Origin of the sequence: Brevundimonas sp. UBA7507 (assembly GCF_002478355.1) — a bacterium.
Classification (GTDB): Bacteria; Pseudomonadota; Alphaproteobacteria; order Caulobacterales; family Caulobacteraceae; genus Brevundimonas; species Brevundimonas diminuta_D.
The window spans coordinates 166,379-186,098 of record NZ_DLNP01000018.1; the positions used below are offsets into that span (position 1 = coordinate 166,379).

General features: G+C 68.3%; 17 protein-coding genes. 10 read left to right on the forward strand and 7 right to left on the reverse strand.

What is annotated here, in order from left to right:
* Window positions 1-10 precede the first annotated feature (10 nt).
* Window positions 11-916 carry a dienelactone hydrolase family protein gene (locus B3D50_RS14390; protein ID WP_286952208.1) on the reverse strand — a complete coding sequence of 302 codons (906 nt, stop codon included), beginning with the start codon at window positions 914-916 and terminating at the stop codon, window positions 11-13.
* A gap of 73 nt (window positions 917-989) precedes the next feature.
* On the reverse strand, window positions 990-1,637 hold the full coding sequence (locus B3D50_RS14395) for an alpha-ketoglutarate-dependent dioxygenase AlkB (protein WP_286952210.1): 648 nt from the start codon (window positions 1,635-1,637) through the stop codon (window positions 990-992).
* Between the two features lie 286 nt (window positions 1,638-1,923).
* On the opposite strand from B3D50_RS14395, the gene dnaK reads away from it, so the two are divergent.
* The 3 genes from dnaK (at window position 1,924) to dapB (ending at window position 5,974) form a co-directional block, all read left to right on the forward strand.
* Window positions 1,924-3,831: a molecular chaperone DnaK gene (dnaK, locus tag B3D50_RS14400; RefSeq protein ID WP_269296378.1), complete on the forward strand. Its 1,908-nt coding sequence runs from the start codon at window positions 1,924-1,926 to the stop codon at window positions 3,829-3,831.
* Between the two features lie 191 nt (window positions 3,832-4,022).
* Entirely contained in the window at window positions 4,023-5,228 is a 1,206-nt protein-coding gene (gene dnaJ / locus B3D50_RS14405) for a molecular chaperone DnaJ (protein WP_269296377.1), read from the forward strand.
* Window positions 5,225-5,974: a 4-hydroxy-tetrahydrodipicolinate reductase gene (dapB, locus tag B3D50_RS14410; RefSeq protein ID WP_286952213.1), complete on the forward strand. Its 750-nt coding sequence runs from the start codon at window positions 5,225-5,227 to the stop codon at window positions 5,972-5,974. The genes dnaJ and dapB overlap by 4 nt, the downstream gene beginning before the upstream one ends.
* A 77-nt stretch (window positions 5,975-6,051) precedes the next feature.
* On the opposite strand, the gene B3D50_RS14415 is transcribed toward dapB, so the two are convergent.
* From B3D50_RS14415 to coaBC, 3 genes are read right to left on the reverse strand one after another with little or no spacing between them, the layout of a single operon-like run.
* Complete coding sequence (locus tag B3D50_RS14415) at window positions 6,052-6,453, reverse strand: BLUF domain-containing protein (protein WP_269297153.1); 402 nt, start codon at window positions 6,451-6,453, stop codon at window positions 6,052-6,054.
* 48 nt (window positions 6,454-6,501) lie between these two features.
* Window positions 6,502-6,951: a dUTP diphosphatase gene (gene dut / locus B3D50_RS14420; RefSeq protein ID WP_286952215.1), complete on the reverse strand. Its 450-nt coding sequence runs from the start codon at window positions 6,949-6,951 to the stop codon at window positions 6,502-6,504.
* A 17-nt stretch (window positions 6,952-6,968) separates the two neighbouring features.
* A complete protein-coding gene (coaBC, locus tag B3D50_RS14425; RefSeq protein ID WP_286952217.1) occupies window positions 6,969-8,192 on the reverse strand; it encodes a bifunctional phosphopantothenoylcysteine decarboxylase/phosphopantothenate--cysteine ligase CoaBC in 1,224 nt (407 codons plus the stop codon).
* A gap of 133 nt (window positions 8,193-8,325) precedes the next feature.
* On the opposite strand from coaBC, the gene B3D50_RS14430 reads away from it, so the two are divergent.
* Entirely contained in the window at window positions 8,326-8,838 is a 513-nt protein-coding gene (locus tag B3D50_RS14430) for an S-type pyocin family protein (protein WP_286952219.1), read from the forward strand.
* Between the two features lie 11 nt (window positions 8,839-8,849).
* On the opposite strand, the gene B3D50_RS14435 is transcribed toward B3D50_RS14430, so the two are convergent.
* Window positions 8,850-9,713 carry a glutamate racemase gene (locus B3D50_RS14435; protein ID WP_286952222.1) on the reverse strand — a complete coding sequence of 288 codons (864 nt, stop codon included), beginning with the start codon at window positions 9,711-9,713 and terminating at the stop codon, window positions 8,850-8,852.
* A 121-nt stretch (window positions 9,714-9,834) separates the two neighbouring features.
* On the opposite strand from B3D50_RS14435, the gene B3D50_RS14440 reads away from it, so the two are divergent.
* Window positions 9,835-12,018, forward strand: a complete 2,184-nt coding sequence (locus B3D50_RS14440; protein WP_286952224.1) for a M3 family metallopeptidase — start codon at window positions 9,835-9,837, stop codon at window positions 12,016-12,018.
* 236 nt (window positions 12,019-12,254) lie between these two features.
* Window positions 12,255-13,220 carry a magnesium and cobalt transport protein CorA gene (locus B3D50_RS14445; protein WP_286952226.1) on the forward strand — a complete coding sequence of 322 codons (966 nt, stop codon included), beginning with the start codon at window positions 12,255-12,257 and terminating at the stop codon, window positions 13,218-13,220.
* Here the strand turns inward: B3D50_RS14445 and ppc are convergent, their stop codons facing one another.
* Complete coding sequence (gene ppc, locus B3D50_RS14450; protein ID WP_286952228.1) at window positions 13,221-15,926, reverse strand: phosphoenolpyruvate carboxylase; 2,706 nt, start codon at window positions 15,924-15,926, stop codon at window positions 13,221-13,223.
* 317 nt (window positions 15,927-16,243) lie between these two features.
* Between ppc and ffh the strand changes: the two genes are divergently transcribed.
* The 4 genes from ffh to B3D50_RS14470 all read left to right on the forward strand — a co-directional run bounded on the left by ffh (window position 16,244) and on the right by B3D50_RS14470 (window position 19,717).
* Window positions 16,244-17,767, forward strand: a complete 1,524-nt coding sequence (gene ffh / locus B3D50_RS14455) for a signal recognition particle protein (RefSeq protein ID WP_286952230.1) — start codon at window positions 16,244-16,246, stop codon at window positions 17,765-17,767.
* Window positions 17,768-17,791: 24 nt separating this feature from the next.
* Window positions 17,792-18,292 carry a 30S ribosomal protein S16 gene (rpsP, locus tag B3D50_RS14460; RefSeq protein WP_003166663.1) on the forward strand — a complete coding sequence of 167 codons (501 nt, stop codon included), beginning with the start codon at window positions 17,792-17,794 and terminating at the stop codon, window positions 18,290-18,292.
* Window positions 18,293-18,402: 110 nt separating this feature from the next.
* The gene (gene rimM / locus B3D50_RS14465; RefSeq protein WP_286952233.1) at window positions 18,403-18,930 is read left to right on the forward strand and encodes a ribosome maturation factor RimM; all 528 of its coding nucleotides are present in this window, start codon (window positions 18,403-18,405) and stop codon (window positions 18,928-18,930) included.
* An 82-nt stretch (window positions 18,931-19,012) separates the two neighbouring features.
* Window positions 19,013-19,717 (forward strand): glutathione S-transferase N-terminal domain-containing protein, encoded by a 705-nt coding sequence (locus B3D50_RS14470; protein WP_286952235.1) that lies wholly within the window; start codon window positions 19,013-19,015, stop codon window positions 19,715-19,717.
* The last annotated feature ends 3 nt before the right edge of the window (window positions 19,718-19,720 follow it).

The window sequence follows — 19,720 nt, forward strand, 5'->3', positions numbered from 1 at the left end:
CAAGGAAGGGTCAGTTTTTCAATCTCGAATTGAACAGCGCCAGCAGCCGCCGCCAGCCTTCCTTCGCGTCCGCCTCGCGATAGGAGGCGCGATAGTCGGCGTGGAAGCCGTGCGGGGCGTCGTCATAGAGGATGATGGAGCTGTCGCTCCGGCCCGCGGCGCTCAGGGCGTCGTTCATCGCCTTGACCGTGTCGTTGGGAATGCCGCTGTCTGCACCACCGTAAAGACCCAGCACCGGCGCCTTGAGTTCGCCCGCCAGGTCGATGGGCCAGGGGCGGCCCGCCGCCATCTGCTCGTCGGTGGCGTTGGCGGCGGGGGACAGGCGGCCGTACCAGGCGACCCCGGCGTCCAGCGTCGGGAAGCGGGCCATGGCCTGCCACACCACCTTGCCGCCCCAGCAGAAGCCGGTGATCCCGACCTTGTCGGCCTTGGCCCAGGACTGGGCGCCGATCCAGTCCAGCGTGGCGCCGATGTCGCCCATCACCTGGTCGTAGCCGGCGGCGGCGACGATGCGTTGGATCGCCTGCATGTCGCTGAGCGGGGCGGGATCCTGGACGCGGACGAAGAAGGCGGGCGCCACGGCCGCATAGCCCGCCTTGGCCAGGCGGCGGCAGACGTCGCGGATGTACTCGTGCACGCCGAAGATCTCGGACACGACGATGACGACGGGGAAGTGGCCGGCGCCTTCGGGTCGGGCGACATAGGCGGGCAGGGCAAAGCCGCCGGGCGCTGGATAGGCCGCGTCGGCCGTGATCAGGCCCGCCGTGTCGGTGGCGATCGGCTGGGCCGACTGGCTGAGGGCGGCGGGGGCGTAGGCGGCGAAGAACAGGCCGCCCGCCGTCGCTGCGCCCAGGCTGCGGCGGCTGGGGGCGATCTGGTCGGGGCTCAGGCCCTCGGGCCGGGTGATCAGGGTCATCTCGGGTCTCCGGTCGGCGCTGTGGAAGGCGTGACAGTGCCCCGGCTTTTTGCGCGCCGTCGAGTCTTTCCGCCTAGCCCGCGACTCTCAGGGTCAGGTTGACTCGTCCGCCGCCGGGCAGCAGCCGCGACGAGCCCGCCAGCAGCCGGTCGATCCCGTGACGCGCCAACCGCGCCGGGCCGGTCAGGGCGCAGACGTCGCCGGAGGCCAGGCGCACGGCGGCGGTCGCGCCGCCCTCGGCCGGGCCGATGCGGAACACCGCCGTGTCGCCCAGGGAGATCGACAGCACCGGCGCCGTCAGATCGCGCTCGTCCCGGTCCTGATGCAGGCCCATCTTCGCCTCGCCCTGATAGAGGTTGATCAGGCAGGCGTCGGGCGGGCTCGGCCAGCCGGTCAGGGCGTCCCACAGGCTCAACAGCCGGGCCGGAATGGCGGGCCACGGCGCGCCGGTGGCCGGATGGGTCGGCTGGTAGCGATAGCCCTGACGGTCCGACACCCAGCCCAGGGCGCCGAAATTGCTCATCCGCACCGAGAAGGGCCGCCCGCCCGGCGTGACGGGGCGATAGAGGGACGCCGCCTCAAGTCCTCGCCGCACCTCGACCAGCAGTTCGGCCTGTTCAGCGGCGTCCAGCAGGCCGGGCCACAGGCGAAAGCCGGGCAGGGCCGTCGGCGCTTCCCTCAGCTCTTTTCTGGACGGTTGCGGGCGGTTTTGCGGGATCATCGACCGAATTTAGCGGCGCCGCGCCGCCTTGTCCGTCATAAGGCGCGGAATCTGGCCGGAACCGGGCGGAAGGCCTTGCAGCCCCTGCGGTCTTTCCCATATCCGAGCCAATCCGGCGATAACCCCCTTTTCGTTAGGGGTTTGTCCGCCGACCCCATCCACCGCCGAACCGGGCGTCGTCCGGCGAGGCATGATTTCAAAAGCCCAACTGGGGGCGGTCACGCGCGGCGCTTGATGTTACGAGGCCGCCGCATCGCCCGCCGCAAGGAGTGAAAAAGACAAGCCCATGGCCAAGATCATCGGCATCGACCTCGGCACGACCAACTCGTGCGTCGCCGTCATGGACGGCAAGAACCCCAAGGTCATCGAAAACGCCGAAGGCGCCCGCACCACCCCGTCGGTGGTCGCGATCCAGGACGGCGGCGAAATCCTCGTCGGCCAGCCTGCGCGCCGTCAGGCGGTGACCAACCCCGCCAACACCTTCTTCGCCATCAAGCGCCTGATCGGCCGCAACTATGACGATCCGGTGGTGGCCAAGGACAAGGGCATGGTGCCCTTCGAGATCGTCAAGGGTCCGAACGGCGACGCCTGGGTCCAGGCGCACGGCAAGGACTATTCGCCCCAGCAGGTCTCGGCCTTCACCCTGGGCAAGATGAAGGAGGCCGCAGAGGCCTATCTGGGCGAGAAGGTCACCCAGGCCGTCATCACCGTTCCGGCCTACTTCAACGACGCCCAGCGTCAGGCGACCAAGGACGCCGGCAAGATCGCCGGTCTGGAAGTCCTGCGCATCATCAACGAACCGACCGCGGCCGCCCTGGCCTATGGCCTGGAGAAGAACGACGGTCAGAAGATCGCCGTCTACGACCTGGGCGGCGGCACCTTCGACGTCTCGATTCTTGAGATCGGCGACGGCGTGTTCGAGGTGAAGTCGACCAACGGCGACACCTTCCTGGGCGGCGAGGACTTCGACCTGCGTCTGGTCGACTACCTGGCTGACGAGTTCAAGAAGGAGCAGGGCGTCGACCTGCGCCAGGACAAGCTGGCCCTGCAGCGCCTGAAGGAAGAGGCTGAAAAGGCCAAGAAGGAGCTGTCCTCGACGACCCAGTACGAGGTCAACCTGCCGTTCATCACCATGAACGCTTCGGGCCCGCTGCACCTGAACATCAAGCTGTCGCGCGCCAAGCTGGAAGCCCTGGTCGACGACCTGGTCCAGCGCACCATCGAGCCCTGCGCCAAGGCGCTGAAGGACGCGGGCCTGAAGGCCTCGGACATCGATGAAGTGGTGCTGGTCGGCGGCATGACCCGCATGCCGATGGTTCAGGAAGCCGTGAAGAAATTCTTCGGCAAGGAGCCGCACAAGGGCGTGAACCCCGACGAGGTCGTGGCCCTGGGCGCCGCCGTTCAGGCGGGCGTGCTGCAAGGCGACGTCAAGGACGTGCTGCTGCTGGACGTGACCCCGCTGACCCTGGGCATCGAGACCCTGGGCGGCGTGTTCACGCCCCTGATCGAGCGCAACACGACGATCCCGACCAAGAAGGCCCAGACCTTCTCGACCGCTGACGACAATCAGTCGGCCGTGACGATCCGCGTCTTCCAGGGCGAGCGCCCGATGGCGGCCGACAACAAGATCTTGGGCCAGTTCGACCTGATGGGCATTCCGCCCGCGCCGCGCGGCATGCCGCAGATCGAGGTCGCCTTCGACATCGACGCCAACGGCATCGTCCACGTGACGGCCAAGGACAAGGCGACGAACAAGGAGCAGTCGATCCGCATCCAGGCCAACGGCGGCCTGTCGGACGCCGACATCGAGAACATGGTCAAGGAAGCCGAGGCCAACGCCGCGGCCGACAAGGCCCGCAAGGAACTGGTCGAGGCCCAGAACGGCGCCGACAGCCTGGTCCACTCGACCGAGAAGGCTCTGGCCGAGCACGGCGACAAGATCGACGAGGCGACCAAGGCGACCATCCAGTCGGCTCTGGACGATCTGAAGTCGGCCAAGGACGGCACGGATCCCGAGGCCATCCGCGAGAAGACCAACACCCTGGCTCAGGCCTCGATGAAGCTGGGCGAGGCCATGTACGCCGCCCAGCAGGGCGGGGCCGACGGCGCCGCTGAAGGCCAGCCTGCCGACGACGGCGTGGTCGACGCCGAGTTCGAGGAAGTCTCGGACACGGACGAGAAGAAGGACGCCTAAACCGGCGTCTCGCTGATGTTCGGCCCCGCTTGCCAGACGGCAGGCGGGGCCGTTTCATGAAACTTGCATCATTCGACCGGGCGCCCATGTCATCAGGCAGGCCGTCGGTCATCCGCGAACGGAGCGCCTCCAGATCAAGAGAGGCCGAACAGAACCCTGACGCGGCGGGAAAGTAAGAGGACGAACGCCTGATGGCGCAACGTGACTATTACGAGATTCTGGGGGTCGAGCGGACGGTCGATGCGGCCGTGCTCAAGAGCGCCTATCGCAAGCTGGCGATGGAGCATCACCCCGACCGCAACGGCGGCTCCGAAGAGTCCGTGGCCCGCTTCAAGGAAATCTCCGAAGCCTACACCGTCCTGTCGGACGAGCAGAAGCGCGCGGCCTATGACCGTTTCGGCCATGCGGGCGTGGGCGGCGGCGCGGGCGGGGGCAATCCCTTCGGCCAAGGCGGCCAGGGCTTCCACGACATCAATGACATCTTCTCCCAGGTCTTCGGCGACGCTTTCGGGGACGCGTTCGGCGGCCGGGGCGGCGGCGGACGCCAGAACCACGGGCCGCGTCGCGGCTCGGACCTGCGCTACGACCTCGAGATCACGCTGGAGCAGGCCTATAAGGGCGCCGAGGTCGAGATCGCCATCCCGACCCTGATGACCTGCGAGGTCTGCGACGGCTCGGGGGCCAAGGCGGGCACCAAGCCGACCATCTGCTCCACCTGCGGCGGCGCCGGGCGCGTGCGCCAGGCCAACGGTTTCTTCCAGGTCGAGCGCACCTGCCCCCGCTGCGGCGGTTCGGGCGAGATGATCGCCGATCCCTGCACTACCTGCCGGGGGCACGGCCAGGTCCGCAAGACCCGCAAGCTCAGCCTCAAGGTGCCGGCGGGCGTGGACGACGGCTCGCGCATCCGCCTGTCGGGCGAGGGCGAGGCCGGCCAGCGCGGCGGGCCGCGGGGCGACCTCTATGTCTTCCTGTCGGTGCAGCCGCATGAACTGTTCGAGCGCGACAATCTGGACCTGCTGGTCACGGTGCCGGTGCCGATGACGGTGGCGGCCCTGGGCGGCATCGTCGACGCCCCATGCCTGGTCTCCGACGCCTGCGACGGCAAGTGCAAGGCGGCGGTCGAGGTGCCTGCGGGCGCCCAGACCGGCAAGACCGTCCGCATCAAGGGCAAGGGGATGCCGCACCTGAACGGGCGCGGCCGCGGCGATCTGGTGGTCGAGCTGTTCGTGGAGACGCCGACCGATCTGACCGCGCGTCAGAAGGAGCTGTTGTCCGAACTGGCCGCCTCCCTGGGCGAAACCCAGACGCCCCGCAACACCAGTTTCGCGGGCAAGGCCAAGCGTTTCTGGGCCGACATCCTGGGCGGCGACGCCGATAATCCGAAAGAGACCGCGTGAGCGACATCTTCCACGCCGGCATCTCCGGCGCCCGGGGCCGCATGGGCCGCGCCGTTTCACAGGTTCTGGACGCCCGCGAGGACGTGGTGGTCGCTGCCCGTTTCGACCGCGGCGAGACGGTCGACCTGAAGCTGTGCGACGTCATCATCGACTTCTCGACGCCTGAGGCTTCGGTCGCCCTGGCCAAGGCCTGCGCCGAGGCGGGCGGCCCCGCCCTGGTCATTGGCTCCACCGGCCTGACGCCGGAGCAGGAGGCCGAGATCGAGGCCGCCGCCGACAAGATCGCCATCGTCATGAGCGGCAACTTCTCGTTGGGCGTGAACATCCTGATCGGCCTGGTCGAGCACGCGGCCCTGCGGCTGGATGCGCGCGACTGGGACATCGAGGTGCTGGAGACCCATCACAGACGCAAGGTCGACGCTCCCTCGGGCACGGCCTTGATGCTGGGCGAGGCGGCGGCCAACGGCCGTGGCCGCGACCTGAAGGAACTGCGCAGCGCCCCTTACGACGGCATCACTGGCCCGCGCGAAACGGGCAAGATCGGCTTCGCCTCCCTGCGGGCGGGCGGGGTGATCGGCGACCACACGGTCATGTTCGCTTCGGAAGACGAGATGCTGACCCTGTCGCACTCGGCCATGGATCGCAGCCTGTTCGCCAAGGGCGCCGTGGCCGCCGCCGCCTGGGTGCGCAACCGCCGCCCCGGTCTCTACGACATGCAGGACGTGCTGGGCTTCCGTCAGGCTTGATGCTGGGGGCGCTAGCGCGCCCCTGCGCTATCGCTCGCCGCGCGGCGGCTCGCTGCTTGAGCGCAACGTGCTTCGGGTCAGGCGGGTTCGGCCAGAAGGGCGCCCATGGCCGCGCGCCAGGCGCCCAGATCGTTGGAGCGGCTGTCGATCAAGCGGCGGAGCGCCTCGCACCGGCCACGCGCCGGCGCCGTCATGCCCCAAGCCGGGAAGGCGCGGCGCTCGATCTGGCCACGAGCGACGACCTCGATTTCTTCATGCCGCTCATCGAAATGCAGATGGAGCATTAGAATATCCAGAGCTGTCGGCGTTCCTTCGAGAACCTGCACGAACACGCCGTCCTGCAGGGTCAGCGCGCCGGTGATGCCGTTGCGAGCGTTCAGGAAGGCGGCGATATGGACGATGTCCGTCATCGCCGACGCCTCCTCCTCCGGGGCCAGTCGCGAGCGGCTGCAATAGACGATCTGGTCCAGCGTGTTCATGGCGACCACGCTAGACCATTATCTACGGGTGTGAAAGCAAAGTCGCGGTCAACGTCCGGTTGAGCCGAAGCCTCCGGCTCCGCGTGCGGTCTCGTCCACCGCATCGACCTCGATCATTTGCGCCTGTTCGTATCGGGCGATGACCATCTGGGCGATGCGGTCGCCGCGCTTGATCTCGAACGGCAGCTCGCCGTGGTTGATCAGGATGACGCCGACCTCGCCGCGATAGTCGCTGTCGATGGTGCCCGGCGAATTGGGCGCCGAGATGCCGTGCTTCAGCGCCAGGCCCGAGCGCGGGCGCACCTGGGCCTCATAGCCCGGCTCCAGCGCGATCTTCAGGCCGGTGGGGATCAGCTTGCGTTGACCCGGCTCCAGCACCACGGTCTCGCCCTCGCCGAGGGCGGCGCGCAGATCCATGCCGGCCGAACCGGCGGTCTCATAGGCGGGCAGGGCCAGGCCCTCGGCGTGGGGCAGGCGTTCGACGCGGATGACGGTCATGTCGGGGAGGGTCTCTCTCAGGCCTTGAAGTGATCGGCGATGCGCAGGGCCAGCTTGCGCGCCACCTCGGTCTTGGACTGGCGCGGCCAGGGCTCGGCGCCGCCCTGGGTGAATAGGGTCACGGCGTTGCCGTCCGAGCCGAAGACCTCGTCGGACACGTCGTTGCCGACGATCCAGTCGCACCCCTTGCGCGACAGCTTGGCGCGGGCGTTGGTCTCCAGGTCGCTGGTCTCGGCGGCGAAGCCGACCACCAGTTTCGGGCGGCGCGGGCCGGGGGCGGAGACGCCGGCCAGGATGTCGGGGTTTTCGATCAGGGCCAGGGACGGCGGGCCGCCCGGCTTCTTCTTGATCTTGCCCGAGGCGACGCCGTCCACGCGCCAGTCGGCCACGGCGGCGCTCATCACGGCGATGTCGGCGGGAAGAGCCGCTTCGACGGCGGCCTTCATCTCTGTCGCGGCCTCGACCCAGACGCGGTTGACGCCGACGGGCGCATCCAGCGCCACGGGACCGGAGATCAGCGTCACCTGCGCCCCCAGCTCGGCCAGGGCGGCGGCGACGGCGTAGCCCTGCTTGCCGCTGGAGCGGTTGGTCAGGCCGCGCACAGGATCGATGGGTTCAAAGGTCGGTCCTGCGGTGACGACGGCGGTCTTGCCGGCCAGCGGGCGGCCGTCCGGTCCGGCCAGCAGGCGGGCGATCGCGTCGAAAATGACCGGCGGCTCGGCCATGCGGCCCGGTCCGAACTCGCCGCAGGCCATGATGCCGTCGTCCGGCCCGACCACGGCCATGCCGTGAAAGCCGTCGAAGCCTTTCAGCCGCGCGACATTGGCCTGAACCGCCGGGTGCAGCCACATGCGCACGTTCATGGCCGGGGCTAGCAGCACCTTCTTGTCGGTGGCCAGAAGGGTGGTCGAGGCCAGGTCGTCGGCCATGCCGTTGGCGGCCTTGGCGATCAGGCCGGCCGTGGCGGGCGCCACCACCACCAGATCGGCCCAGCGCGACAGCTCGATATGGCCCATGGCCGTCTCGTCTTCCGGCATGAACAGATCCTGCCGCACCGGATGGCCGGTCAGGGCGGCCAGGGACATGGGGGTGACGAACTCGGCCCCGGCCTTGGTCAGGACGGTCATCACCTCGGCGTCCGCCTTCCTGAGCAGGCGGATCAGCTCCAGCGCCTTATAGGCGGCGATGCCGCCGCCGACGATCAGCAGAACCTTGCGGCCGGAAAGCGAGGGTGCGGTCATGCGGAAATCTGTAGCCGCGTCGCGTGACGGCGTCGAGACAAAGCGGTCTTGTCGGTGCGGGCGCAAATGGAACATTGCCGGAACAAAAAACTTGTGCCTAACTGTGTTCGACGGAATGTCGGGAGGGGTTTTCATGCGGATGCGGGTGACGGCGGCGCTGGCCGCGACGGTGCTGGTGCTGGCCGGGTGCGACAACGGCGGTTCGGCGGTGGAGACGCGCGAGAGAAGCGCGGCCGAGCCGGTCGGCCTGACCTCGGCGGCGCCGCCGGATGCGGCGGTCGAGACGCCTGCGGTCGAAGCGGCCAAGCCGCCGGTCACGGCCAACCGGCGCGAAACCGCCGACGCCAAGGTGCAGAGGCTTTATGAGCGCAACGGCGCGGCCTTCGGCGCCAAGTCGGCCGACGACTACCTGCAGAAGGTGCGGGCCTTCACTGAGGAAACGCCGAAGGGAACCGAAACGGTCAAGCGGCCGAACGGCGACACCCTCTTCTATCAGGCCTCGACCAACACCTTCGCCGTCGTGGATCGCAACGGCGTGCCGCGCACCATGTTCAAGCCGGACGACGGCCCGGCCTATTGGGCGCAGCAGAAGGAGCGGGCGCCGACCTTCGGCCAGCGCCGCAACGCGTCGGGCGTCGCCGAGTAGGGGGCGTCGGCCTAGGCCGGATCGAACGTCAGGGGCGCGCCCCAGAACTGGGCGACCAGGTCCGACTGCGGGCCGGGCGTGCCCGTGGTCAGGAAGGCGCGGCGCGACGACGAGCCCAGATCGTACTCCGGGTGGCGGTCGAAATAGCGCTCCAGCGAGTCAGCCACGGCGGCGGGCTGGCTGATGACTTGGACGCCGGGCGGCAGGGCCTGGGCGAACAGGTCGGCCACGATCTCATAGTGGGTGCAGCCCAGGATGGCCTTGTCCGGATGGCGGCCGATGCGGCGGCGCAGGGCGTCGACATGGTCGTCGACGACCACCTTCAGCTCCTCGGGCGGGGCGCCCAGCTCGATCAGACCGGCCAGGCCGGGGCAGGCCTCGGTGAAGACGGCCAGGTCGTCGCGCCGCTTGTCGATCTCGATCTCATAGACGCGGCTCATGGCCGTGGCGGCGGTGCAGAAGACGCCCGTGATGTCGATCGCCTGCTTCTTCTCGCCTTCCAGGCGGCTTTCGCGCTCGGCTTCGAACGACCAGGGCAGGCCCGTGGCCGCCTCGATGGTCGGGACGATGATGCCCAGGACGTTGACCGGGCGGCCCAGCTTTTCGCGCATCCCCGGAATCCAGGTCTGCTGCAGACGACGCAGGGCGATGGCCGAGGCCGTGTTGCAGGCCAGGACGACCACGGAGGCTCCCGCCTCGAACAGGCGTTCGCACCCCGCGCGGGTCAGTTCGACGATGTCCTCGCCGCTGCGTCCGCCATAGGGAGCGTGGGCCTGGTCGCCCAGATAGATGAAGTCCCGCGTCGGAAAGCGGGTCGTGAGTTCGCGGTGGACCGTCAGGCCCCCCACGCCGGAGTCGAAAACGCCTATCGCCATGCAGCGGCCTTTAGACCCACGGGGTTTCGCCGTCCAATAGTTAGGACTAAACCGGATTTATGCGACGTCGGGGGCCGCTGCGCCGAAGGACGTCCGAAACAGCAATGGTTGGGAGACCTGGATGCACAGACGCCATCTTCTCATCGGGGGCGCGAGCCTCTTCGCCCTGTCGGGCTGCGCCTCGGCCGGGGCCGTGGAGAACGCCGTGAGCGGCGCCGTCATCGCCCTGACGACCGCCGATGAGGCCCACATCGCCCGCGCCGTCCTGCCGGCGACCGCGCCGCGCGCCGAGCTGCTGCAGCCCTGGACCGGCCCCTATGAAGGCGTGCCGCCGTGGGACAAGGTGACGGCGCCCAAGATGCGCGAAGCCATCCTGGAAGGCATTGAACTGCAACGCGCCGACATCGCCGCGATCGCGAACAACGCTGAAGCCCCGACCTTCGCCAACACCATGGCGGCGATGGAGATGGCGGGCGAGCCGCTGGACCGCGCCCTGAACGTGTTCAGCGTCATGACGTCGAATATCGGCGGCGAGCAGTGGGACGTTCTGGAGACCGAGCTGTCGCCGATCCTGTCGGCCGCCTCGGACGAGATCACCTTCAATGAGAAGCTGTTCGCCCGCATCAAGGCCGTGGCCGACGGCGCCGACGCGGCGGGCCTGAACGCCCAGCAGAAGCGTCTGGCCGAGCGCAGCCGCGACGCCTTCGTGCGCAACGGCGCCGCTCTGGACGCCGCCGGCAAGGCCGAGCTGGGCCGCATCAACACTGAACTGTCGAACGCCTTCACCAGCTTCGGTCAGAAGGTGGTCGCCGACGAGAACACCTGGACCGTCATCACTGATGAGGCCGGTCTGAAGGGCTTGCCGGAATCGAACAAGGCCGCCGCCGCGGCTGCGGCGCGCACGCGCAACGTTCAGGGCTGGGTCATCGTCAACACCCGCTCCAGCGTCGATCCCTTCCTGACCTTCGCCGACGACCGCGCTCTGCGTCAGCAGGTCTGGACCAAGTTCGCCAAGCGCGGCGACAACAACGACGCCAACGACACCAAGTCGACCATCGCCCGCATCGTCGCCCTGCGTCAGCAGCGCGCCCGCCTGCTGGGCTTCGGCAACCACGCCGAATGGCGCATGCAGGACACCATGGCCAAGACCCCGGCCGCGGCGATGGACCTGATGCAGCGCGTCTGGGCCCCGGCCAAGGCCCGCGTCGCCGAGGAAGTCGCCGACATGAAGGCGATCGCCGGTCACGACATCGAGCCGTGGGACTACCTCTACTACGCCGAGAAGGTGCGTAAGGCGAAGTACGACCTCGACCAGAACGAGCTGAAGCCCTACTTCGAGCTGCACGCCGTGCGCGCGGCCTCCTTCTACATGGCCGAGCGCCTGTACGGCTTCGTCTTCAAGCAACTGCCCAAGGGCCAGGTCTCGACCTTCGAGCCGGACGTGACCACCTATGAGGTCACGGACAAGGCCACCGGCAAGCTGATCGGCCTGTTCTACGCCGACGACTTCGCTCGTCCGGGCAAGCGTTCGGGCGCCTGGATGACCACCTACCGCTCGTTCTCGAAGCTGACGGGCTCCAAGCCGATCCTGGCCTCGAACAACAACAACTTCGTCAAGGCGCCGGACGGTCAGCCGCTGCTGATCTCGCTGGACGACGCCGAGACCCTGTTCCACGAGTTCGGTCACGCCCTGCACTACTTCTCGTCGGTGGTGACCTATCCGTCGTTCGGCAACACGCCGCGCGACTTCGTGGAATATCCGTCGCAGGTGCACGAGCACTGGGTGCTGAGCCGCCCGATCCTCGACGGCTACATGAAGCACGTCGAGACTAAGCAGCCGATGCCGCAGGCGCTGGTGGACAAGATCGAGGCCTCCTCGACCTTCAACCAGGGCTACGCCACGGTCAGCTACCTGTCCTCGGCCCTGGTCGACATGGACCTGCACACCCAGGCGACGCCGCCGACGGATATCGACGCCTTCGAGAAGGCCTCGCTGGGCCGTCTGGGCATGCCCAAGGAGATCGTGATGCGGCACCGCCTGCCGCAGTTCAATCACCTGTTCACCTCGGACGCCTATTCGGCCGGCTACTACTCCTACCTGTGGTCGGAAGTGATGGACGCCGACACCTGGGCCTACTTCGAGGAGTCGGGCGACGTCTTCAACCCGGACATCGGCGGCCGCTTCAAGTCGATCATTCTGGCGCCGGGCAACACCACGGACCGCGGCGACGCCTATCGCCAGTTCCGCGGCCGCAACCCGGACGTGGCGGCCCTGCTGAAGGTGCGCGGCTTCCCGACTTCTTAAGAGGGGGCCTACCGCCCTTCGGGCTGCTTGAGGCCCGTTAGGCGCCTAGGGCCGCGTCGGGTCGAGAAGGCGAAAGCCTTATGACCGCGGCCCAACCAAAGAGAGGGCCTGGCGGAGAAATCCGCCGGGCCTTTTCTATTTCGGCCGGGGTGGCGTAAGCCTTGGCTGTGTCACGGGCTGCGTCGGGTCGAGAAGGCGGAGCCTTCTGATCGCGGCCCAGCAAAGAAGGAGCGCCCATGAGCGTCGTCGCCTCCTACGTCTACAAGGACGGCAAGCGGGTGCGCGAAGCGCCGCTGACGGCTCAAGGGCTGAGCCTGGCCAAGGGCGAATACCTCTGGATCGGCCTGCATGAGCCGTCGGACGAGGAGTTCGACGTTCTGGTCCGCCGCTTTCACCTGCACCCTCTGGCGGTCGAGGACGCCTTGTCGGCGCATCAGATCCCCAAGCTGGAGGTCTACGGCTCCGAACTCTTCATCGTCGCCCGCACGGCCCAGGCCAAGGGCGACCGCATCCTGTATGGCGAGACCCACGTCTTCCTCGGCCCCAACTACGTCATCACCATCCGTCATGGATCGGCGCGGGCGCACACCCAGTTGCGCGCCCAACTGGAGGCCTCGCCGCACCAGTTGAGCCACGGGCCGGACTTCATCCTGCACGGGGTGCTGGACTTCATCGTCGACGGCTACATCCCCATCATCGACGCCATTGAAGACAAGGTTCTGGAGATGGAGCAGGTCGCACTGGACCGCTTCCTGTCGCGCGACGACATCCCCCGCCTGTTCCAGTTGCGGCGCGAACTGGTGAAGTTCAGCCGGGTGTTGGGGCCGATGGAGGAGCTCTGCGTCAAGTTGCAGTCGCTGGACCTGCCCTGCATCGACCGCGAGGTGCGGCCCTATTTCCGCGACGTGGCCGACCATGTGCGCCGCGTCGCCAGCCGCGCGGCGGGCCTGCGCGACATCCTGGCCTCGGTGTTCGAGGTGTCCAACCTGCTGGAGCAGCAGCGCCAGGGCGTCATCACCCGCAAACTGGCCGCCTGGGCCGCCATCCTGGCGACGCCGACGGCGGTGGCGGGCATCTACGGCATGAATTTCGAGCATATGCCCGAGCTGCGCTGGACCTATGGCTATCCGGCGGTGCTGGCCTTGATCGTGGCCATCTGCATCGGCCTTTACGTCACCTTCAAGCGGACCCGGTGGCTGTGATCAGCCGCTGTTCCTAAGACCCGCCGCCACGCCGTTGATGGCGAGCAGGATGCCGTTGCTGACGCGCGGGTCGTCGTCGCCCGCGCGGCGACGCCGGATCAGCTCGATCTGCACATGGTTCAGCGGCTCGACATAGGGCATCCGCTGGCGGATCAGCCGGTCCAGTTCGGGCTGGCCGCCCAATAGAGTCTGTTGGCCGGTGATCGACAGGACGGCCGCGACGGTGCGGTCCCATTCGGCGCGGATGGCGTCATAGATGCGCTCGGCCAGGGCGGCGTCGGGGACCAGCCCGGCGTAGCGGCGCGCGATGGCCATGTCGGCCTTGGCCATCACCATCTCCATGTTCTGGACCACGGTGCGGAAGAAGGGCCAGGCCTCGGCCATGGCGCGCAGTTCGGCCGGGTCTTCGCCCTGAACCGCCGAGCCGAAGCCGAACCAGCCGGGCAGCATGACCCGCGACTGCGACCAGCTGAACACCCAGGGAATGGCGCGTAAGTCCTCGATGGCGGGGGAGGCGGTGCGGCTGGCCGGGCGCGAGCCGATCTTCAGGTCGGCGATCTCGGCGATGGGGGTGGCGGCGCGGAAATAGTCGACGAAGCCGGGCGTCTCATAGACCAGCGCGCGATAGGCCTTCATCGAGGCCGCCGACAGGCGCGCGGCCGTGGCCCCATGCTCAAGGCTGTAGCCCGCGTCGGACTGCGGTCCCAGCGAGGCCAGCAGAGTCCCGCAGGTCAGGGCGTCGAGGTTGCGCTGGGCCACCTCCGGCTCGCCGTATTTGTTGGCGATGACCTCGCCCTGTTCGGTGACGCGGATGCGGCCCGCGACGGTCCCGGCGGGCTGGCCCAGCACGGCCGAGAAGCTGGAGCCGCCGCCGCGCCCGACGGCGCCGCCCCGGCCGTGGAACAGTTGCAGCCGCACCCCCGCCGCGCGCGTGACCTCCAGCAGGGCGCGCGAGGCTTCGTGCAGTTCCCAGCCCGAGGTCAGGTAGGAGCCGTCCTTGTTGCTGTCCGAATAGCCGATCATCACCTCCTGCACCCCGCGCGCTTCGGCCACGGCGCGGGCCGAAGGTTCGGCGAGAACGCGCTCCAGCGTGGCGCGGGCGGCGCGCAGGTCGTCGATGGTCTCGAACAGCGGGGCGGCCTGAATGGGGCAGGCTCCGGGGACGGCCGGGTCGTAGAGGCCGACTTCCTTGAGCAGAAGATAGACCTCCAGCATGTCCGAGGCGGCGTCGGTCTTGGACACGATGTGAGTGCGGATCGCCTGCGGGCCGAAGATTGAAAGGGCCTCGGCGGCCGCCTGAAGGATGGCGCGCTCCTTCAGCGTCTCGGGCGCATAGTCGGCGTAGGGCGAGAAGAGGGGGCGCGGGCTGGCCAGTTCGCGCGCCAGCACGGCCAGGCGTTCGGCTTCGGCCAGAGCGGCGTAGTCGGCGCAGACGCCCGCGACCTTCAGCAGGTCGGCGACCACGCGCTGATGCACGTCCGAATTCTGGCGCAGGTCCAGCGTCGCCATGTGGAAGCCGAACACGTCCGCCGCCGTGATTAGCCGCGCCAGCCGGTCGTCGGCGAAGACGGCGCCGTGGGTCCGCACCAGGCTGTCGTGCAGGACGGCCAGGTCGGCGCGGAAGGCGTCGGGGCCGTCGTAGGGTGGCGCGGCGAAGCGGGCGGGGCGCGGCGTCGGCTCGCCGGTCAGGATCGGATAGGCCGCCGACAGGCGGGCGTAGATCTGGCTGAGCGTCCGGCGATAGGGCTCGTCGGCGCGCTGGATGGAGGCGTCGCCCGACCCTTGCGCCAGGGCGGCCAGTTCGGGCGTGACGCGGGTCAGGTCGATGGACAGGCTGAGTTCGGCGCCTAGGGCGTGCACCTCGTCCAGGTAGAAGCTCAGCGCTGCACGGGCCTGGCTGCGGAAGGCGGCGCGCAGGGTGTCGGCGTCGACATTGGGGTTGCCGTCGCGATCTCCGCCGACCCAGGAGCCGATGCGCACGAAGGGCGTCAGGTCGGTCGCGCCCAGCAGGCGGCGCCACTCGGCCAGCTGGGCCGGGGCGACATGAAGAAAGATGCGCTGCAGCCAGTCGACCACGGTGTCGATCTCGTCCTGCACCACCAGGGCCGAGGCGCGGGTCAGCCGCGTGGCCCACAGGATGACGATCTGGCGGCGAAGCGCGGCCTTCAGGGTGTAGGCGTCGCAGGCGATCCCGTCGCGGTCGCAGCCGTCCAGCAGTTCGCCAACCGCCGTGGTGCGGTCGATGACGCTCTTGCGGCGCACCTCGGACGGGTGGGCGGTCAGCACCGGCGAGATCAGGGCCTGGGCCAGCAGGTCGCGCACGGCGTTCCTGTCGGCGCCCGCCTCGGCCAGACGCTTGAGCGCGCCTTCGGGGGTGTCGGCCCGTTCGCCGGCCTCGGCCTGGGCCTGGGCGCGGCGCTTGCCCGCCCGATCCTCGGCGACATTGGCCAGCAGGGAGAAGGCGGCGAAACCATGCGTCAGGCCGATGGCCTGATCCAGCGACAGCTCGCCCAGCAGCCGCTCCAGCTCCGAAGCGTCGTCCGAGGCCGGGTCGCGGTGATAGGCCACCGAGGCCCGCCGCACCGCCTCGATGCGGTCGTAGAGATTCTGCCCGCCCTCGTCGCGGATCACTTCGCCCAGCAAGGCGCCCAGAAGCCGGACCTCGTCGCGGAGGCGATCATGGGGAAACTCGGGGGCTTGGGTCATGTGGCCCTTCTCTCAGCGGGGAGGCCGGACAGGAACCGTATCAGCGGGATCCGAGCGCGCCAGCTCATGCTGCAACGCAGAAACCCTTTGTGTGGTCGCCTTTCGTCGCGAGAAACGGAGTCGACATCGCCTTGCTTTTCCGCCATAAGCCGCGACTTCCGGCGCAATTGAACCTGCGCCTCCACCGGGACGACCCCATCCTTTCATGGATGGATGAGCCCGGAGAGGGCCTCTGTCGACGTGATCGTTCGCAGAGGTCGCCCGCCTATGGGCGTTTCTCATGGAGGCTGACGGCCCAGGCGCATGAAAGGGTTTGAATGTTCGAGGCTCTGAACGAGCGGCTGACAGGCGTCTTCGACCGGATCACCGGGCGCGGCGCCCTGTCCGAAAAGGATGTCGAGGAGGCCCTGCGCGAGGTTCGCGTCGCCCTGCTCGAGGCCGACGTCGCCCTGCCGGTGGTCAAGGACTTCATCGCCCGCGCCAAGACGGCCGCGACCGGCGAGGAAGTCATCCGCGCGGTCAAGCCCGCCGATCAGGTCATCAAGATCGTCTATGACGGCCTGGTCGACATGCTGGGCGGTGAAGAGCCGGTTCCGCTGAACACCAATGCGACCCCGCCCGCCGTCGTGCTGATGGCCGGTCTGCAGGGCTCGGGCAAGACGACGACCTCGGCCAAGCTGGCCCTGCGTCTGTCGAAGTTCGACAAGAAGAAGGTCATGATGGCCTCGCTGGACACGCGTCGTCCGGCGGCCATGGAGCAGCTGGCCACCCTCGGCCAGCAGATCGAGGTCGCGACCCTGCCTATCGTGGCGGGCGAGAGCGCGGTCCAGATCACCCGCCGCGCGCTGCAGTCGGCCAAGCTTCAGGGCTTCGACGTCCTGATCCTCGACACCGCCGGCCGCATCACCCTGGACGAAGGGCTGATGAATGAGGTGGCCGAGGTCGCCGAGATCGCCAAGCCGGTCGAGACCCTGCTGGTGGCCGACAGCCTGACGGGTCAGGACGCGGTGCGCACCGCCGCCGCCTTCCACGAACGCCTGCCGCTGACGGGCCTGGTGCTGACCCGCGCCGATGGCGACGGGCGCGGCGGCGCCATGCTGTCGATGCGCGCCGTCACCGGCCTGCCGATCAAATATCTGGGCGCTGGCGAAAAGGTCGATGCGCTGGACGTCTTCGACGCCCGCCGCGTCGCCGGCCGCATCCTGGGTCAGGGGGACATCGTCGCCCTGGTCGAGAAGGCCGCGGGCGAGCTGGATCAGGCCAAGGCCGAGAAGATGGCCCGCAAGCTGGCCAAGGGCCAGTTCGATCTGGACGACTTGGCTGGTCAGCTGAACCAGATGAAGAAGATGGGCGGTCTTCAGGGCATCATGGGCCTGCTGCCCGGCGTGGCCAAGATGAAGGCCCAGATGGCCGAGAACAACGTCTCGGACAAGATGATCGACCGCCAGCTGGCCGTCATCAGCTCCATGACCAAGGCCGAGCGCAAGAAGCCGGACCTGCTGAACGCCAGCCGCAAGAAGCGCGTGGCCAAGGGCGCGGGCGTCGAGGTTCAGGACATCAACCGCCTGCTGAAACAGCACCGGCAGATGGCCGATATGGTCAAGTCCCTGTCCAAGGGCGGCGGCAAGAACCTGCAGAAGATGGCCTCCATGATGGGCGGCCTGCCCGGCATGGGGGGCGGCGGTCCCGACATGAACCGTCTGAAGGCGCTGGGCGGCGGCAAGATGCCGGAACCCTCGGCCGATGAAATGAAAGCCATTCAGGACCGCCTGGCGGGTCTGGGCGGCGGACAACTTCCGGGGGGCCTTCCGGGTCTGCCGGGCTTCCCCAAAAAGAACTAACGCCTTTCTAGAAAGAGACTGAAAATGCTGAAGATTCGTCTGGCCCGCGGCGGCGCCAAGAAGCGCCCCTACTACCACATCGTCATCGCCGACTCGCACAGCCCGCGCGACGGCAAGTTCATCGAGCGCGTCGGCAGCTACAACCCGATGCTGCCGAAGGACAGCGCCACCCCGCGCATCGTCCTGAAGGCTGACCGCATCTCGGAATGGCTGGCTAAGGGCGCTCAGCCGACCGACCGCGTGGCCCGCTTCATCAGCCAGAGCCAGGACGAAGTTCTGGTCGGCAAGGTCAAGTGGACCCAGAGTAACAACCCGAAGAAGGGCGAGCCGGGCAAGAAGGCCCAGGAACGCGCCGCCGAGCGCGCCCAGCGCGAAGCCGACCGCCTGGAAGCCGAAGCCGCCGCCAAGGCCGAGGCCGCTGAAGCCGCCGCCGCCGCTGCCGCTGCTCCGGCCGTGGAAGAAGCGCCTGCTGAAGAAGCCCCTGCGGCTGAAGTCGCCGCCGAGGCGACCGAAGAGCAGGCCTGAGCCTTATCTTCTCATCCGGCCCCGGCCGGTTGAGACGGGAAAGCAGCGTCCTTCCGGGGCGCTGCTTTTCTGCTATCTGGACGCATCGCATCGGCAAACGGAGCCCGGCCATGAGCAGCGAAGACAGACTGATCCTGGTCGGCCAGATCGGCGGCGCCTTCGGCGTGAAGGGCGAGGTCCGGATCAGCGCCTATACCGCCGACGCCATGGCCCTGGTCGGCTATTCGCCGCTGCTCGGCGCCGACGGCAAGCCGGTGCTGACCCTGCTTTCGGCGCGGCCGGACAAGGCCGGGGTGGTGGCGCGGGTCAAGGAGATCACGACGAAGGAAGAGGCCGACGCCCGACGCGGTCAGAAGCTGTTCGTCACCCGCGACGCCCTGCCTGAACCGGAGGAGGACGAGTTCTACCTGACCGACCTGATCGGCCTGGAGGGGCGCGATCCGGCCGACGTGGTTCTGGGCAAGGTGAAGTCGGTTCAGAACTTCGGCGCCGACGACATGCTGGAGATCGCTCCGGCCGAGGGCGGTCCGACCTGGTACCTGCCCTTCACCCGCGAGGCGGCGCCCGAGCTGCACATCAGCGAGGGCTGGCTGCGCATCGTCCGCCCGACCGAAGTCAGCGAACGCGACGAAGACTGACGCACGGACATTCGCCGCATGGGCGGTTGCGGATGGCGATGACGCCTCCAACATGAGCGGGATACCCTTGTTGGAGCGCTCCATGGCCGATCTGTCCGTCTTTCCCGTCACCCGCCAGTTTCCGCCGCAGCATCCGGATCGGCTTCAGCTCTATTCCCTGCCGACTCCCAACGGGGTGAAGGTCTCCATCCTGCTGGAGGAGCTGGGCCTGCCCTATGAGGCGCACCTGGTCGACATCAGCAAGGACGAGACCTGGACGCCGGAATTCCTGTCGCTGAACCCCAACGGCAAGATCCCCGCCATCATCGACCCCGACGGTCCGGGGGACAAGCCGCTGGCCCTGTTCGAGTCCGGCGCCATCCTGGTCTATCTTGCGGAGAAGGCGGGGCGCTTCCTGCCGACCGATCCGGCGGCGCGCTATGAGACGCTGCAGTGGGTCTTCTTCCAGATGGCGGCGATCGGCCCGATGTTCGGCCAGGTCGGTTTCTTCCACAAATACGCGGGCCGCGAATTCGAGGACAAGCGGCCGCGCGATCGCTACGTCGCGGAATCGCGGCGTCTGCTGGGCGTGCTGGAGGGGCGGCTGAAAGATCGCGCCTGGATCATGGGCGACGACTACACCATCGCCGACATCGCCATTCTGGGTTGGGTGCGCAATCTGGTCGAACACTATGGCGCGGGCGAGTTGGTCGGCTACGCCGACTTCCCGCACGTCGCGGCCTGGCTGGCGCGCGGCCTGGCGCGTCCGGCCGTGCAGCGGGGCCTGAACATCCCGGCACGGCCGTAAGGC

Coding starts and splice junctions, on each gene's coding strand:
- B3D50_RS14390 (WP_286952208.1), bottom strand. CDS start 916: ATGACCCTGATCACCCGGCCCGAGGGCCTGAGCCCCGACCAGATCGCC.
- B3D50_RS14395 (WP_286952210.1), bottom strand. CDS start 1,637: ATGATCCCGCAAAACCGCCCGCAACCGTCCAGAAAAGAGCTGAGGGAA.
- dnaK (WP_269296378.1), top strand. CDS start 1,924: ATGGCCAAGATCATCGGCATCGACCTCGGCACGACCAACTCGTGCGTC.
- dnaJ (WP_269296377.1), top strand. CDS start 4,023: ATGGCGCAACGTGACTATTACGAGATTCTGGGGGTCGAGCGGACGGTC.
- B3D50_RS14415 (WP_269297153.1), bottom strand. CDS start 6,453: ATGAACACGCTGGACCAGATCGTCTATTGCAGCCGCTCGCGACTGGCC.
- dut (WP_286952215.1), bottom strand. CDS start 6,951: ATGACCGTCATCCGCGTCGAACGCCTGCCCCACGCCGAGGGCCTGGCC.
- coaBC (WP_286952217.1), bottom strand. CDS start 8,192: ATGACCGCACCCTCGCTTTCCGGCCGCAAGGTTCTGCTGATCGTCGGC.
- B3D50_RS14430 (WP_286952219.1), top strand. CDS start 8,326: ATGCGGATGCGGGTGACGGCGGCGCTGGCCGCGACGGTGCTGGTGCTG.
- B3D50_RS14435 (WP_286952222.1), bottom strand. CDS start 9,713: ATGGCGATAGGCGTTTTCGACTCCGGCGTGGGGGGCCTGACGGTCCAC.
- B3D50_RS14440 (WP_286952224.1), top strand. CDS start 9,835: ATGCACAGACGCCATCTTCTCATCGGGGGCGCGAGCCTCTTCGCCCTG.
- B3D50_RS14445 (WP_286952226.1), top strand. CDS start 12,255: ATGAGCGTCGTCGCCTCCTACGTCTACAAGGACGGCAAGCGGGTGCGC.
- ppc (WP_286952228.1), bottom strand. CDS start 15,926: ATGACCCAAGCCCCCGAGTTTCCCCATGATCGCCTCCGCGACGAGGTC.
- ffh (WP_286952230.1), top strand. CDS start 16,244: ATGTTCGAGGCTCTGAACGAGCGGCTGACAGGCGTCTTCGACCGGATC.
- rpsP (WP_003166663.1), top strand. CDS start 17,792: ATGCTGAAGATTCGTCTGGCCCGCGGCGGCGCCAAGAAGCGCCCCTAC.
- rimM (WP_286952233.1), top strand. CDS start 18,403: ATGAGCAGCGAAGACAGACTGATCCTGGTCGGCCAGATCGGCGGCGCC.
- B3D50_RS14470 (WP_286952235.1), top strand. CDS start 19,013: ATGGCCGATCTGTCCGTCTTTCCCGTCACCCGCCAGTTTCCGCCGCAG.